The sequence below is a fragment of the Pseudomonas sp. 10C3 genome (genome assembly GCF_036346185.1).
Taxonomy (GTDB): Bacteria; Pseudomonadota; Gammaproteobacteria; order Pseudomonadales; family Pseudomonadaceae; genus Aquipseudomonas.
In genome coordinates this window covers 1-13,639 of the sequence record NZ_JASJVE010000032.1, presented here as the reverse complement: position 1 = coordinate 13,639, position 13,639 = coordinate 1, and the positions used below count along the sequence as shown (strand labels likewise).

11 protein-coding genes and 1 tRNA gene are annotated in these 13,639 nt (G+C 58.0%); 4 read left to right on the top strand and 8 right to left on the bottom strand.

The window, feature by feature from the left end:
• Positions 1–21: 21 nt before the first annotated feature.
• The 5 genes from QN399_RS23185 to QN399_RS23165 all read right to left on the bottom strand — a co-directional run bounded on the left by QN399_RS23185 (position 22) and on the right by QN399_RS23165 (position 4,043).
• Complete coding sequence (locus tag QN399_RS23185) at positions 22–693, bottom strand: amino acid ABC transporter permease (protein WP_322179584.1); 672 nt, start codon at positions 691–693, stop codon at positions 22–24.
• On the bottom strand, positions 690–1,349 hold the full coding sequence (locus QN399_RS23180; RefSeq protein WP_330201751.1) for an amino acid ABC transporter permease: 660 nt from the start codon (positions 1,347–1,349) through the stop codon (positions 690–692). The genes QN399_RS23185 and QN399_RS23180 overlap by 4 nt, the downstream gene beginning before the upstream one ends.
• Positions 1,350–1,423: 74 nt before the next feature.
• Positions 1,424–2,260: a transporter substrate-binding domain-containing protein gene (locus tag QN399_RS23175; protein ID WP_322179582.1), complete on the bottom strand. Its 837-nt coding sequence runs from the start codon at positions 2,258–2,260 to the stop codon at positions 1,424–1,426.
• A gap of 192 nt (positions 2,261–2,452) precedes the next feature.
• Positions 2,453–3,829: an FAD-binding oxidoreductase gene (locus QN399_RS23170; protein WP_323566098.1), complete on the bottom strand. Its 1,377-nt coding sequence runs from the start codon at positions 3,827–3,829 to the stop codon at positions 2,453–2,455.
• 4 nt (positions 3,830–3,833) lie between these two features.
• On the bottom strand, positions 3,834–4,043 hold the full coding sequence (locus QN399_RS23165; protein WP_322179580.1) for an alpha-hydroxy-acid oxidizing protein: 210 nt from the start codon (positions 4,041–4,043) through the stop codon (positions 3,834–3,836).
• Between the two features lie 378 nt (positions 4,044–4,421).
• Here QN399_RS23165 and QN399_RS23160 point away from each other — a divergent pair, with 378 nt between their 5' ends.
• Positions 4,422–5,387 (top strand): 2-oxoglutarate and iron-dependent oxygenase domain-containing protein, encoded by a 966-nt coding sequence (locus tag QN399_RS23160; RefSeq protein WP_322179579.1) that lies wholly within the window; start codon positions 4,422–4,424, stop codon positions 5,385–5,387.
• A gap of 86 nt (positions 5,388–5,473) precedes the next feature.
• Here the strand turns inward: QN399_RS23160 and QN399_RS23155 are convergent, their stop codons facing one another.
• Positions 5,474–6,667: an amino acid aminotransferase gene (locus QN399_RS23155; protein WP_322179578.1), complete on the bottom strand. Its 1,194-nt coding sequence runs from the start codon at positions 6,665–6,667 to the stop codon at positions 5,474–5,476.
• A 341-nt stretch (positions 6,668–7,008) separates the two neighbouring features.
• Between QN399_RS23155 and uvrB the strand changes: the two genes are divergently transcribed.
• On the top strand, positions 7,009–9,024 hold the full coding sequence (gene uvrB, locus QN399_RS23150) for an excinuclease ABC subunit UvrB (protein ID WP_330201750.1): 2,016 nt from the start codon (positions 7,009–7,011) through the stop codon (positions 9,022–9,024).
• Positions 9,025–9,058: 34 nt separating this feature from the next.
• On the opposite strand, the gene QN399_RS23145 is transcribed toward uvrB, so the two are convergent.
• The gene (locus QN399_RS23145) at positions 9,059–10,546 is read right to left on the bottom strand and encodes an MDR family MFS transporter (protein WP_322215848.1); all 1,488 of its coding nucleotides are present in this window, start codon (positions 10,544–10,546) and stop codon (positions 9,059–9,061) included.
• Between the two features lie 52 nt (positions 10,547–10,598).
• Positions 10,599–11,651, bottom strand: a complete 1,053-nt coding sequence (locus QN399_RS23140) for an HlyD family secretion protein (RefSeq protein WP_322215850.1) — start codon at positions 11,649–11,651, stop codon at positions 10,599–10,601.
• 242 nt (positions 11,652–11,893) lie between these two features.
• On the opposite strand from QN399_RS23140, the gene gltX reads away from it, so the two are divergent.
• Both gltX and QN399_RS23130 read left to right on the top strand, forming a co-directional pair.
• Positions 11,894–13,375 carry a glutamate--tRNA ligase gene (gene gltX / locus QN399_RS23135; RefSeq protein WP_322179574.1) on the top strand — a complete coding sequence of 494 codons (1,482 nt, stop codon included), beginning with the start codon at positions 11,894–11,896 and terminating at the stop codon, positions 13,373–13,375.
• A 187-nt stretch (positions 13,376–13,562) separates the two neighbouring features.
• Positions 13,563–13,638, top strand: a tRNA-Ala gene (locus QN399_RS23130).
• The last annotated feature ends 1 nt before the right edge of the window (position 13,639 follow it).

Below are 13,639 nucleotides of genomic sequence, written 5' to 3'. Positions count from 1 at the left end.
TGGCGGGGCGGAGGGCATTGTTCATCGCGGTTGCTTCTGCATGAAACGCCCGACCCGCACTTCAAGCAGCATGCCCAACCGTGAGCACGCTTCCACCAGCAACAGGTAACCAATGCACAGCACCAGCAGGGTTTCGACAAAGGCGAAGGTTTCCGAGCCGATGCCGGTCAGGACCATGGTCAGTTCGGGGATGGTGATGATCGACAGCACGGCGGTTTCCTTGCACAGGATGGTCACCAGATTGACCAGTGCCGGGAGGATGATCACCAGCATTTGCGGAATCTGAATACGCGTGATGCATTGCAGGCGGCTGATGCCCAGGCAGTCGGCTGCTTCCAGTTGGCCGCGGGCCACGGATTCAAAGCCGGTACGGAAAATCTCGGCGAAATAGACACTGCCATAGATGCCCAGGCCGAGGATGCCGGCCGGGATGGGCTCCAGGCTGAGACCAAAAGACGGCCCGCCGTAATACACCAGAAACAGCTGGACCAGAAACGGCGTACTTCGAATCACCTCGATGAATACGCGCAGCGGCGTGCGAACCAGGGTGTTGCCGAACAGCTGCGCGACGGCGATCAGCATGCCCAGCATTAATCCAAGGACAACACCGGCAGACCAGGTGCCGAGGGTGACCATGAAACCCTGGCCGATGTCACCGAGGTGCTCGGTGATGATCCTGGGGTCGAAAATCATAGGGCTCGCTTCTTCAGATGGCGTTCCAGCAGGCCACCACAAAATGCCAGCGGAATGTTGATCAGGCAGTAGAAGCCAGCCAGCATCAGGTAATCCTGAACGAACATGTAGTCACTGGCCGCTATGTTCTGTGCGGTACGGGTCAGGTCGGCCAGACCCACTACGGATACCAGCGACGATGCCTTGATCAGCAGAATCATTTCATTGACCAGCGCCGGCAGGGTCAGGCGTACGGCTTGAGGCACGCGAATGCGCACCAGCATTTGTCCTGTGCTCATGCCCAGCAGGCCGGCGGCTTCCAGTTGCCCGCCGGGAATGGCGAGAAAACCACCGCGCATGATCTCGGCGATATAAGCCCCGGCCGCTAGCGACAGGCCGATCACTGCCGCCACCATGGGCGAGACGTTCGGCAGGCCGATGCGCGGCAGGAAGTAATAGATGAACAGCAATTGCACCAGCAGCGGAATGCCCCGGAACACGAATATATAGGCGCCACCCAGGCGTCTTAACAGCGGCACGGGTGACAGCCGCAAGCTGCCGACGATCACGCCGATGACAAAACCAAAAACCAGTGCCGCGACCGAAACCTCAAGGGTCACCAGCAAGCTGTTCAGCAGTAACGGCAGGTTTTGCAGCAGTAAAGGCCAATCGAACATCGTCGTGACTCCACCCTCGATGATCGCCGGCCCGGTTGAGCCGGCGATCCGTTGATTCAACCCGCTAAAGCTGTTTACCAGGTTGGGTCGAAGTCAGCTTTAGGCACGTCCATTTCGGCCCCCAGCCATTTTTTCTGCAGGCTGGCGAGGCGACCGTCTTCATGCATTTTCAGCATGGCGGCGTTGAGGGCGGCGATCAGGCTGTTGGCGTCGTCATCCTTGCGTCCCAGATAGGCGAAGTAGGATTTCTTGCCGAACGGTGGCATGACCACTTTGTACAAGTTTGATTTCTCGGCCGCGACGTAGGAAATGTTCGGCAGGGAGTTGGCGACTGCGACGATGCGCTTGGCAGCCAGGTCGGCATAGGCTTGGTTGTTATCGACGTACTCGCGGATCGTGACTTTCTCTGGCAGGGTCGCGGCGAAGGATTTGAGTTCTTCGAGCTGTGCCGATCCTTTGCCTGCGCCGACGGTTTTACCAGAGATGTCTTCAGGCTTTTTGATGGTCTCGTCTTTGGCGCCAATCATTAGCGCTACAGTCGCTTCGGCAATCGGCATCACGAAGTGGTAGCGCTCTTTGCGCGCCTTGGTGACGATAATGGGGCCAGCGACCACGTCGAATTTCTTCGCTTCCAGCCCTGGCAATACGCTCGGCCACGGCAGGTCGAGAAATTTGATTTTGACCCCCAGTTCTTTGCCCAGTTGTTCGAACAGTTCGGCGTTCAGGCCTTTCTGTTTACCGTTGTCGGTGAAGTCGAACGGTGCAAATTGCAGTTCGGTGCCCACCACCAGCTCACCGGCTTTTTTCACATCGGCCAGTTGATCGGCATGCGCCGTCAGGGGAGCAACGGCCAGGGCCATGGCGACGCACAGGCCGTTGAATGTCTTACTGAACAGAGAATCGAGTTGCATGGGGTAACTCCTTCATCAGATGCAGTGAACGCTGGTGGTTTGTGTCGGTTCTTGTATTGGCTGTGGTGTTGATTTTTATGATCGTTGCGTAAGGGTTATTGCCTATTGCCTATTGCCTATTGCCTATTGCCTATTGCCTATTGCTCAGTGCAGTTAGCGTGCCGTACCTGTATGTACAACCTGAGATGAGCTTCAGCCGAGTATTTTCCCCGGATTGAGAATGCCGTTGGGGTCATAGCAATCCTTGAGCTGCTGCATCGCCTGACGCGCTTCATGGCTGACCGAGTGATGAAGAAATTCACGCTTGAGCAGGCCGATGCCATGTTCAGCGGACACCGATCCGCCCAACTCGCCGACAGCGGTATAGACCAGTTCTTCAATCTCGAAAACAGGCGCTGGCTGTGGCAATGAATCGCAGTCCACGGTCAGGTGCAGGTTGCTGTCGCCGATGTGGCCGAAGTACACGCTGCGGTTACCCGGCCAGCGTTGCTCAAGGCGCTGCCGACACAGCTCGGCGAAGTCGCCGATCTGGCCAATGGGTAAGCTTACGTCGAAATTCAACGGCGTCATGCGCAACGGAAATTCACCGGTCGCTTCGCGAATCTTCCACAGTGCGCGGGCTTGGGCCTGTGAGCTGGCCAGCACTGCATCCACCACTTCGCCAGCGTTGATGGCATCTTCCAGGGCCTGTTCCAACCGCTCGCGGGCGGCGGCGGATTCCAGCAGCACGTACAGTGGATAATCCCGCGACATCGGCGCTACCGGACTTTCCAGCCAGGAAACGCCCAAGCAGAAGAAGTCCTGCCACATCAGCTCATAGGCTTGCGGTGTGCCAACGCTGCGTTGCACTCGCCGCAGCAGGCTCACCGCGCTGGCGTAGTCGGGCAGGGCGCACAGCAGGGTCGTGGTTTCACCGGGTAATGGCGCGAGCTTCAAGATGGCGCGGGTGATTACCCCAAGGGTGCCTTCGCTGCCGATGAAGCACTGTTTCAGGTCATAACCGCAGTTGTTCTTGATCATCTTGTTCAGCAGATTGAGCACGCGGCCATCGGCCAAAACCACTTCCAGGCCGAGCACCAAGTCTCGGGTCATGCCATAGCGGATCACGGCATTGCCACCCGCGTTGGTCGCGATATTGCCGCCGATCTGGCATGAGCCTCGGGCACCCAGGTCCAGCGGAAATAGAAAGCCTGCGTCGAGCGCCGCGTGTTGAATTTCTTGCAGGGTGGTGCCTGCCCAGACACTGATGGTGGCGGCGGCGGGGTCGATTTCCTCGATGCCGTGCATCCGCTCCAGGGACAGGGCGATGTCGGTTTCCCGAGGCACCGCGCCGCCGGCCAGCCCGGTCATTCCCCCTTGAGGCACGATCGTTTGCCGCGCTGCGTTGCAAATACGCAAGGCGGCGGCGACGTCCTCAGTGCTCCTTGGCAGCAACACCGCCGCCGGACAGGCAGGTGCGTGGCCGGTCCAGTCGCTGTAGTGCCGTTGATTGATCGCGGCGCCCGTGACTACCGCCGCGTCACCCAATGCTGCGCGCAATTGCTCGAGGGTCTGTTGCAAATGAGGCATCGGCCTAGCTCACGGTAAGAGAAGAAAGAGGATTCAGGCGCAACCCGCGACTGTCGAGTTGGCTCAAGTCCGGTTGACCGAGCAACGACAGGGCCAGACGTAACTCTTGTGTCAGCAGATCAAGAGCATGCCCTGCACCGGCCTGGCCGCCGACGGCCACTCCATACAAGGTAGCGCGTCCCAGCAGAACCGCATCCGCAGCAATCGTTGGCAAGCCATATGCTCTTGTCTATACAGGTAAGGCAAGATGCAGGCCAATGCGTCGATTGCAAATCATGAGGGTCGTTCCTTCGCCTGTGTTTATAGAATCAAACAGGATTGCCGGGGTATTCCTGGCAGCTGCTGTCACCGAAAGTTGCACCCATTGAGGTCGTTCCGCCCACTGATGAGGCAAAGGGAAACCAGGTAATTGCTGATGACAAGGCGGCGTTGGTCGTTAGAAAAACAGGCGGTCAGCGTGAGCATGAGGGTTTGCGGAAAAGGACAATGTCGGCGGCACAGTAAATGCTTACACCTGTATATACCGCGCATTCTGCTGTTCGATTGATCCCTCCATTCCAGCCCGGTATAACCCCTGTAAACAGGAGCGAGCATGACCTCTAGCGCTAATCTGCCCTTGATCGATATGTCCGGTGTTCGTGAAGGTGACCAGGCGAGTATTCGCCGGGCCGGTGAGGCCATTCGCGTGGCCTGCAGCGAAACCGGCTTCTTCTACATCATCAATCACGGTGTGCCGCAGGAGGTGATTGATCGGGCGATGGCGGCGGCAGCGCAGTTCTTTGCCTACCCGGCCGAGGTCAAGCGGCAGGTGGCGGTGAATAAGCGGCACCGAGGCTGGCATGCGTTGGGCGGGGCGACCATGTATGAGGCGACCAAGCCTGATTTCAAGGAGTTCTTCAGCATCGGGCTGGAACTGCCTGAAGACGATCCGTGTGTGGTAGCTGGAGAGGCTTTACGCGGACCGAACCAATGGCCGGCATTTATGCCGGGGCTGCGCACTGCGCTGGCTGAGTATTACGTCGAAATCGGCAAGGCCGGGGCCGATCTGTTGAAAGCGGTGGCAGCGGGTCTGGGCATAGAACAGGATTTCTTCAACAGCAAGTACCACACACCGCTGCAACGGACTCAGATGGTGTATTATCCACCCCATCCGCCGATGGCCGAAGCCGATCAATTCGGGGTTGCACCGCACACGGATTACGGCTGCATTACGTTGCTGTATCAGGACAACAGCGGGGGCTTGCAGGTGCGTGAGCTGGGCTCTAACCGCTGGATCGATGCCACGCCGATCCCTGGCAGTCTGGTGGTCAACGTCGGCGACCTGCTGGCGCATTGGTCCAACAACCGTTTCCGCTCGACCTTGCATCGAGTGATCAATAAGTCAGGTCATGAACGCTATTCCATCGCGACCTTTTACGACCCGACCTACAGCGCGGTGGTCGATCCCTGTGATTTAGGTATCGATTCGGCATCGAGCCTGTACCCACCCGTCGCAGCGGGAGATTACATCCTCAAGCGGATTGATGATTCGATGGCGTATCGCAAAAAAGCGCAGTAAATCACGTGCCTTTGATGGGTGTCTGGCTTACATAAAAAAGGGGAGTCAGCTCACGCTGACTCCCCTTTGTCTACCGCCAACGACCGTCAGATCACCTGAACAATCGCCTTGGTCACGACGTCGATGTTGCTCTGGTTCAGTGCGGCAACGCAGATCCGGCCGGTGTCGAGGGCGTAGATGCCGAATTCATTGCGCAGGCGATGAACCTGTTCGGTGGTCAGTCCGGAGTAGGAGAACATGCCGCGTTGACGACCGACGAAGCTGAAGTCGTGATCGGTCTGGGCCGCCAGCTTCTCGACCATGGCCTTGCGCATGCCACGAATCCGCAGACGCATTTCGCCCAGTTCCTGCTCCCACATCTCGCGCAGCTCAGGGTTGTTGAGCACCGCAGCGACGATGGTTGCGCCGTGGGTTGGCGGGTTGGAGTAGTTGGTGCGGATTACGCGTTTGACCTGTGACAGAACCCGTGCGGTTTCGTCTTTCGATTCAGTGACGATCGACAACGCGCCAACGCGTTCGCCATACAGCGAGAACGATTTGGAGAACGAGCTGGAGGCGAAAAAGGTCAGGCCCGACTCGGCAAACAGGCGCACTGCGGCGGCGTCTTCTTCGATGCCGTCGCCGAAGCCTTGATACGCCATGTCCAGGAACGGCACGTGGCCTTTGGCTTTGAGCACGTCGAGGACATTTTTCCAGTCCTCAGGGCTCAGGTCGACACCTGTCGGGTTATGGCAGCAGGCGTGCAGGACCACGATCGAACCTGACGGCAGGTTCTGTAAATCTTCGAGCATGCCTGAACGGTTCACGTCATGGCTGGTCGCATCGTAATAACGGTAGTTCTGAACCGGGAAACCAGCGGTCTCGAACAGCGCACGGTGGTTTTCCCAGCTTGGATCGCTGATGGCCACGATCGCGTCGGGCTTGAGTTGCTTGAGGAAGTCGGCACCGATTTTCAATGCACCGGTACCGCCCACGGCCTGAACAGTCAGGGCGCGCCCGGAATCCAGCAACGGCGACTCGGCACCGAACAACAGTTTCTGCACGGCCAGGTCGTAAGCGGCGATGCCATCGATCGGCAAGTAACCGCGTGCGACGTGTTGAGCCACGCGAATGCTCTCAGCTTCGGCGACGGCACGCAGGAGTGGAATTCGCCCCTCTTCGTTGCAGTACACCCCGACCCCCAGGTTGACCTTAAAGGTACGGGTATCGGCATTGAATGCTTCGTTGAGGCCCAGGATTGGATCGCGTGGTGCCATTTCGACAGCGGAGAACAGGCTCATTTTTACGGCAGCTCTGAATGGAGGATTGAAGAGGTACAACGCTCCGGCCGAGTGCACTAGAGCGGTGCGCAAACGGGGACCTAGTATAGAGAGCATCGTTCAGCGCTGCGACAGGCTGAAGCGCGTTTTTCAGAGTTTTTTAGGGTTTTCCACGTTTATTTTTCGACCGTTAGTCAAATTGCAACCGCAATTGTTTTGGGCTTGTAGGATGGGTCGCTTGAAAGGTGATGTCTTTGACTCCATTTATAGTCTCTTCATGTCTTTTCCCGGCGGCATCGGTCGTTCGCGGTTTTCTCGTTTCAGCGCTGTTTTGCAGGCCGGAATGAACCCAGAGGTAGCGTATGTCTGAGTTTGAGCTCGTAACCCGTTTCCAGCCGGCCGGTGATCAGCCGGAAGCTATTCGCTTGATGGTCGAAGGGATCGAGGCCGGGCTGGCGCACCAGACATTGCTCGGCGTAACCGGTTCGGGCAAGACCTTCAGCATCGCCAACGTGATCGCGCAAGTGCAGCGTCCGACCCTGGTGCTGGCGCCGAACAAAACCTTGGCAGCGCAGTTGTATGGTGAGTTCAAGGCGTTCTTTCCGAACAACGCAGTCGAGTATTTCGTTTCTTACTACGATTACTACCAGCCAGAAGCATACGTGCCGTCGTCGGATACGTTTATCGAGAAGGATGCTTCGATCAATGACCACATCGAGCAGATGCGGTTGTCGGCGACCAAGGCGTTGCTGGAGCGCAAGGACGCGATCATCGTCACCACGGTGTCGTGCATCTACGGTTTGGGCAGCCCCGAGACGTATTTGAAGATGGTGCTGCACGTCGATCGTGGTGAAAAACTCGATCAGCGCGAGCTGCTTCGGCGTCTGGCTGACTTGCAATACACTCGCAACGACGTGGACTTTGCTCGTGCGACGTTTCGCGTGCGCGGGGACGTGATCGACATCCACCCGGCTGAATCGGACTTCGAAGCGATCCGCATCGAGCTGTTCGACGACGAGGTCGAGAACATTTCGGCCTTCGACCCGCTGACGGGCGCAGTGATTCGCAAACTGCCACGCTTTACGTTCTATCCGAAGAGTCACTACGTAACGCCGCGCGAAACACTGCTGGATGCGATGGAAGGGATCAAGGTCGAGCTTCAGGAGCGGCTGGAGTACCTGCGCAGCAATAACAAGCTGGTGGAAGCGCAACGGCTGGAGCAGCGCACCCGCTTCGATCTGGAGATGATCCTGGAACTGGGCTACTGCAACGGTATCGAAAACTACTCACGCTACCTGTCTGGACGACCTTCCGGTGCGCCGCCGCCGACGTTGTATGACTACTTGCCGGCCGATGCATTGCTGGTGATTGACGAATCCCACGTCAGCGTGCCGCAGGTGGGCGCGATGTATAAGGGGGACCGCTCTCGAAAGGAAACCCTGGTCGAGTATGGCTTCCGTCTGCCGTCGGCTCTGGATAACCGGCCGATGCGCTTCGATGAGTGGGAAAGCGTCAGTCCGCAGACGATTTTCGTCTCGGCCACCCCCGGCAACTATGAGGCGGAGCATGCCGGTCGAGTGATTGAGCAGTTGGTGCGACCTACTGGTCTGGTCGACCCGCAGATCGAGATTCGCCCGGCACTGACTCAGGTCGATGACCTGCTGTCAGAGATCGGCAAGCGTGTGGCCGTGGGGGAACGGGTATTGGTGACCACCTTGACCAAGCGCATGTCCGAAGACCTGACCGATTACCTGGCCGACCATGGTGTTCGGGTGCGTTACCTGCATTCGGATATCGAAACCGTGGAACGGGTCGAAATCATCCGCGATCTGCGTTTGGGTACGTTCGATGTACTCGTGGGCATCAACCTGCTGCGCGAAGGCCTGGACATGCCTGAGGTGTCGCTGGTGGCGATTCTCGACGCTGACAAGGAAGGCTTCCTGCGTTCAGAGCGCTCGCTGATTCAGACCATTGGCCGCGCCGCACGTAACCTCAATGGACGGGCGATTTTGTACGCCGACCGTATCACCGGCTCCATGGAGCGGGCGATTGGCGAAACCGACCGTCGGCGTGACAAGCAGATTGCCTACAACCTGGAACACGGCATCACCCCTAAAGGCGTGTTCAAGGACGTTGCCGACATCATGGAGGGCGCCGTCGTGCCGGGTTCGCGCAGCAAGAAGCGCAAAGGCATGGCCAAGGCCGCCGAAGAGAACGCCAAGTACGAAGCCGAATTGCGCACGCCGGGCGAGATCGGCAAGCGTATTCGTCAATTGGAAGAGAAGATGTACCAACTGGCCCGCGACCTCGAGTTCGAGGCCGCGGCACAGATGCGCGACGAGATCGGCAAGCTGCGTGAGCGGTTGTTGACGGTTTGATGTTGCCCCGGGTCAATGCAGGTGCTGGCACTCTTTAATGCGCCGCCCCGCCCTTGACGCCAACAGGCAGCGCTTTGGTCAGCAGCACGGCGATCATGCTTATCCCTAGTGCGATACCGACGAAATGGAAGGCGTCGTTGTAGGCCATGATGGATGCCTGCTGGTGCGTGATCTCACTGAGTCTGGCCAAGGCGGCTTGTTCGTTGCCCAGCTTGTCGGTGAGCAAGGCCATGCGCTCGGCGACTTGCGGGTTGCTCGGGACAATGGCTTCGCGCAAATAGTCGAAATAGGTCTTGGTCTTGGCATCAAGCAGGGTGGAGAGCAGGGCGATACCAACGGCGCCTCCCAGGTTTCGCAGGATGTTGAACAGGCTCGAGGCTGAGCCCGCGTCCTTCGGCTGGATATAGACGGTGGCGATCAACGAAATGGTAACCATGATCATCGGTTGGCCGAGGGCGCGCACGATCTGGATCTGATTGAGCTGCGGTCCTGCGAAGTCCAGGTTGAGTGCTCCGGACGCGAAGCTGGCAAACCCGAACAGCCCGAAACCGATGGCGCACAGGAGCTTCGGCGGTATCACTTTCATCAGTTGTGGCACCAGCGGGATCAAAAACAACTGCGGAATGCCCATCCACATGATCACTTCGCCGATCTGCTGCGCGTTGTAGCCTTGAATTTGCGCGAGGTACAGCGGCAACAGATAGATCGAACCGTACAAGCCCACACCCATCCCCACGCTGGAGATACTCGACAGGCCAAAATTGCGTTCTCCTAAAATACGCAGGTTGATCAGTGGCTCGGGTTTGGACAGTTGCAGAATCACGAAGGTGATCAGGCTGACCAGGGCGATGCTGCCCAAGCTGACAATCAGGTGGGATTCGAGCCAGTCCTTGCGATGACCTTCCTCCAGAAACACCTGCAGGCAGCCTAGGCCGACCCCCAGGGTAACGATGCCCGCGTAGTCGGTGCTTTTCAGCAGTTCCCAGTGCGAAGCTTTCTTTTCCAGCCCGTAGAGCAAGCCGGCGATCATCAGCAGGCCGGGCGGTATGTTGATGTAGAAAATGTACTGCCAGCCATAGTTCTCTGTCAGCCAGCCGCCCAGTGTCGGGCCGATCGAGGGCGCGAATGTCGCTGTCATCGCAAACAGGGCCATCCCTTTGGCACGATGATGCTCGGGCAGTTTGATCAGGGTCATGGTGAACGCCAGCGGGATCAGCGCGCCACCGGTGAAGCCCTGCAAGGCGCGGAACACGATCATGCTGTCCAGACTCCAGGCCATGGAGCAGAGCATGGAGGACAGCAGAAACCCGCCCGAAACCCAGACCGCCAGGCGTCGCGCTGAGAGCAACTGCACCAGCCAGGCGGTGAGCGGAATCATAATAATTTCCGCCACCAGGTACGAGGTGGAAATCCACGAGCCTTCTTCAAGGGTCGCCGACAGCGCGCCCTGAATGTCCTTGAGCGAAGAGTTGGTGATCTGGATGTCCAGCACCGCCATAAAAGCGCCCAGCATCACGCTCATGACCGCGATCCAGTCCCGTCGGCTTGGCTCGCCAGCGGGGCGGATCAGTTGATCACCGGCCACTGTCAGCGCCGTTTGCCTTGATGTTGACCTTGACTGTCACCGACATGCCGGGGCGGATTTTGCCGTGCAACGGGTTATCGGCGGCAAAGGTCAGCTTCACTGGAATACGCTGTACCACCTTGGTGAAGTTGCCGGTGGCGTTGTCCGGCGGCAGCAGGCTGAATTGCGCACCGGAGGCGGCGAACAGGCTTTCCACCCTGGCGTTGATGGGGGTGTCGGAATAGGCGTCGAAAATCAGTTCGGCTGCTTGTCCTGGCGCCATATGGCCGATCTGGGTTTCCTTGAAGTTGGCCTGAATCCAGATGTCTTCATCCGGCACGATAGACAGCAGGTACGCGCCGACCTGTACATATTGGCCGTTGCGCGCCCCGCGTTGGCCTATCATCCCGCTGAGTGGCGCACGAATCTCGCTGCGTTGCAGGTTGAGTTCAGCTTGGGCAAGGTCGGTGCGGGCATTGGCGATCTGCGCGTCGAGGCGTTTGATTTCCGCCGAAAGGGCGACCACCTGTTGCCGCTGGCCTTGTACTTCGGCCTGGGCCTTGGTGACCTGCGAACGTGCGATATGGCTGTCGGCAGACAGGGTGGTGACGCGCTCTTCGGAAATGTAGCCGGGTTTGCGCAAAGTCTCTGCGCGGTTTAAATCGATTTGTGTGCGTCCGAAGGTTGCTTGACTGGCTGCCACTTGGGCTTCGGCGGACGCAATCATGCTGGCTTGCTGGGTCAACTTGCTGTTTGCCTGAATCCGCTCGGCTTCACGGGTATCGAGCATGGCCTTCGCCCGGTCAACGGCCAGATGGAAGTCAGCGGCATCTAGCTTCACCAACAGTTGACCTTTTTCGACGTGCTGGTTGTCCTGGACCAGAACTTCGTCGACGCGCGCGGCGAGCTGGCTGGAAATTCGGGTGATTTCGCCCTGTACATAGGCGTTGTCGGTGGTTTCATAGAAGCGGCCCTTGAAGTACCACTGGGCAAAAAAGGCGAGGGCGATCAGTAGGGCAATCGTGAAGAAGATGTACAGGCGGCGTTTAAGTTGGGCGGGCATGGGCGTTCTAAATTATTTGAAATGTAAGCAAACTTATCAGTGTTTAATTCTGGCATATAGCCATACGCCAGAATAATGACTGCAGGTGATGTTTGGGTATTCATTTAGTCCGTTATGCCTTGTATCTACCTTCTATGAGGTATGCAGGCGCTCGGCCGTACGTTGATTACGCCCCTGCGCTGGAGCCATGGGGGGTGCGCCTGTTAAGATTCGACGCTTGTTCGACCTATTCGAGATCTTTCATGACCACCGTCCGCACCCGCATCGCGCCATCGCCCACTGGCGACCCCCACGTTGGCACTGCCTACATCGCATTGTTCAATTATTGCTTTGCCAAGCAACACGGTGGCGAGTTCATCCTGCGCATCGAAGACACTGACCAAGTGCGCTCGACACGTGAGTCTGAACAGCAGATTTTCGATGCGTTGCGCTGGTTGGGAATCGAGTGGAGCGAAGGCCCGGATGTCGGTGGTCCTCACGGCCCGTATCGGCAGAGCGAGCGGGGCGACATTTACCAGAAGTATTCCAAGCAGCTGGTCGAGATGGGCTACGCGTTCCCGTGCTTCTGCACCGCGGAAGAGCTCGATCAGATGCGTGCCGAACAGATGGCCCGGGGCGAAACCCCGCGCTACGACGGCCGTGCACTGTTGCTGTCGAAGGAAGAGGTTCAGCGTCGACTGGACGCTGGCGAACCGCATGTAATCCGCATGAAAGTGCCAAGCGAAGGCGTTTGCGTGGTGCCGGACATGCTGCGTGGCGACGTCGAGATCCCGTGGGATCGCATGGACATGCAAGTGTTGATGAAGACCGATGGGTTGCCGACCTATTTTCTGGCCAACGTCGTCGACGACCATCTGATGGGTATCACCCATGTCCTGCGCGGCGAAGAGTGGCTGCCGTCGGCACCTAAACTGATCCTGCTGTACGAGTATTTCGGTTGGGATCAGCCGGAGCTGTGCTACATGCCGCTGCTGCGTAACCCGGACAAGAGCAAGCTGTCCAAGCGCAAGAACCCGACTTCGGTGACGTTCTACGAGCGTATGGGTTTCATGCCTGAAGCCATGCTCAACTACCTGGGTCGCATGGGCTGGTCGATGCCGGACGAGCGCGAGAAGTTCTCGCTGGAAGAAATGGTCGAGCATTTCGACCTGTCGCGGGTTTCCCTGGGCGGGCCGATTTTCGATATCGAGAAGCTGTCCTGGCTCAACGGCCAATGGCTGCGCGAGTTGCCGGTCGAAGAGTTTGCCCGTCGTGTGCAGAATTGGGCGCTGAACCCCGAGTACATGATGAAAATCGCTCCTCACGTTCAGGGGCGCGTAGAAACTTTCAGTCAGATTGCGCCGTTGGCCGGTTTCTTCTTCGCCGGTGGCTTGCAGCTGGATGCCAAACTGTTCGAACACAAAAAACTGTCGCCCGATCAGGTCCGGCAGTTGATGCAGTTGATTCTGTGGAAACTGGAGACTCTGCGCCAGTGGGAAAAAGATCCGATTACAGGCTGCATTCAGGCTGTGGTCGAGCACTTGGAGCTCAAACTGCGCGACGCCATGCCGCTGATGTTTGCTGCAATCACGGGGCAGGCCAGCTCGGTCTCGGTCCTCGACGCGATGGAAATCCTCGGTCCGGACCTGACACGCTTCCGTCTGCGTCAGGCCATCGACTTGCTTGGCGGCGTATCGAAGAAAGAAAACAAGGAATGGGAAAAGCTGTTGGGCGCCATTGCCTGACACGCTCACCAGGCGTTGTGGGTCATTGTGTCTGCCTGGAGTAGGGCGCACAGTGGCCGTTGCGCCCCCGGATTTACGGGGGTTGGACGGTAAGTGATTGTTATGCCGACGAAAAATATTGAAATTTGTTGAAAATATATTTGACAGGTTCCAAGGTCGCGCTTAATATGCGCCCCGTCCACAACGTGGGGCTATAGCTCAGCTGGGAGAGCGCTTGCATGGCATGCAAGAGGTCAACGGTTCGATCCCGTTTAGCTCCACCAA

Coding starts and splice junctions, on each gene's coding strand:
- QN399_RS23185 (WP_322179584.1), bottom strand. CDS start 693: ATGATTTTCGACCCCAGGATCATCACCGAGCACCTCGGTGACATCGGC.
- QN399_RS23180 (WP_330201751.1), bottom strand. CDS start 1,349: ATGTTCGATTGGCCTTTACTGCTGCAAAACCTGCCGTTACTGCTGAAC.
- QN399_RS23175 (WP_322179582.1), bottom strand. CDS start 2,260: ATGCAACTCGATTCTCTGTTCAGTAAGACATTCAACGGCCTGTGCGTC.
- QN399_RS23170 (WP_323566098.1), bottom strand. CDS start 3,829: ATGCCTCATTTGCAACAGACCCTCGAGCAATTGCGCGCAGCATTGGGT.
- QN399_RS23160 (WP_322179579.1), top strand. CDS start 4,422: ATGACCTCTAGCGCTAATCTGCCCTTGATCGATATGTCCGGTGTTCGT.
- QN399_RS23155 (WP_322179578.1), bottom strand. CDS start 6,667: ATGAGCCTGTTCTCCGCTGTCGAAATGGCACCACGCGATCCAATCCTG.
- uvrB (WP_330201750.1), top strand. CDS start 7,009: ATGTCTGAGTTTGAGCTCGTAACCCGTTTCCAGCCGGCCGGTGATCAG.
- QN399_RS23145 (WP_322215848.1), bottom strand. CDS start 10,546: ATGAGCGTGATGCTGGGCGCTTTTATGGCGGTGCTGGACATCCAGATC.
- QN399_RS23140 (WP_322215850.1), bottom strand. CDS start 11,651: ATGCCCGCCCAACTTAAACGCCGCCTGTACATCTTCTTCACGATTGCC.
- gltX (WP_322179574.1), top strand. CDS start 11,894: ATGACCACCGTCCGCACCCGCATCGCGCCATCGCCCACTGGCGACCCC.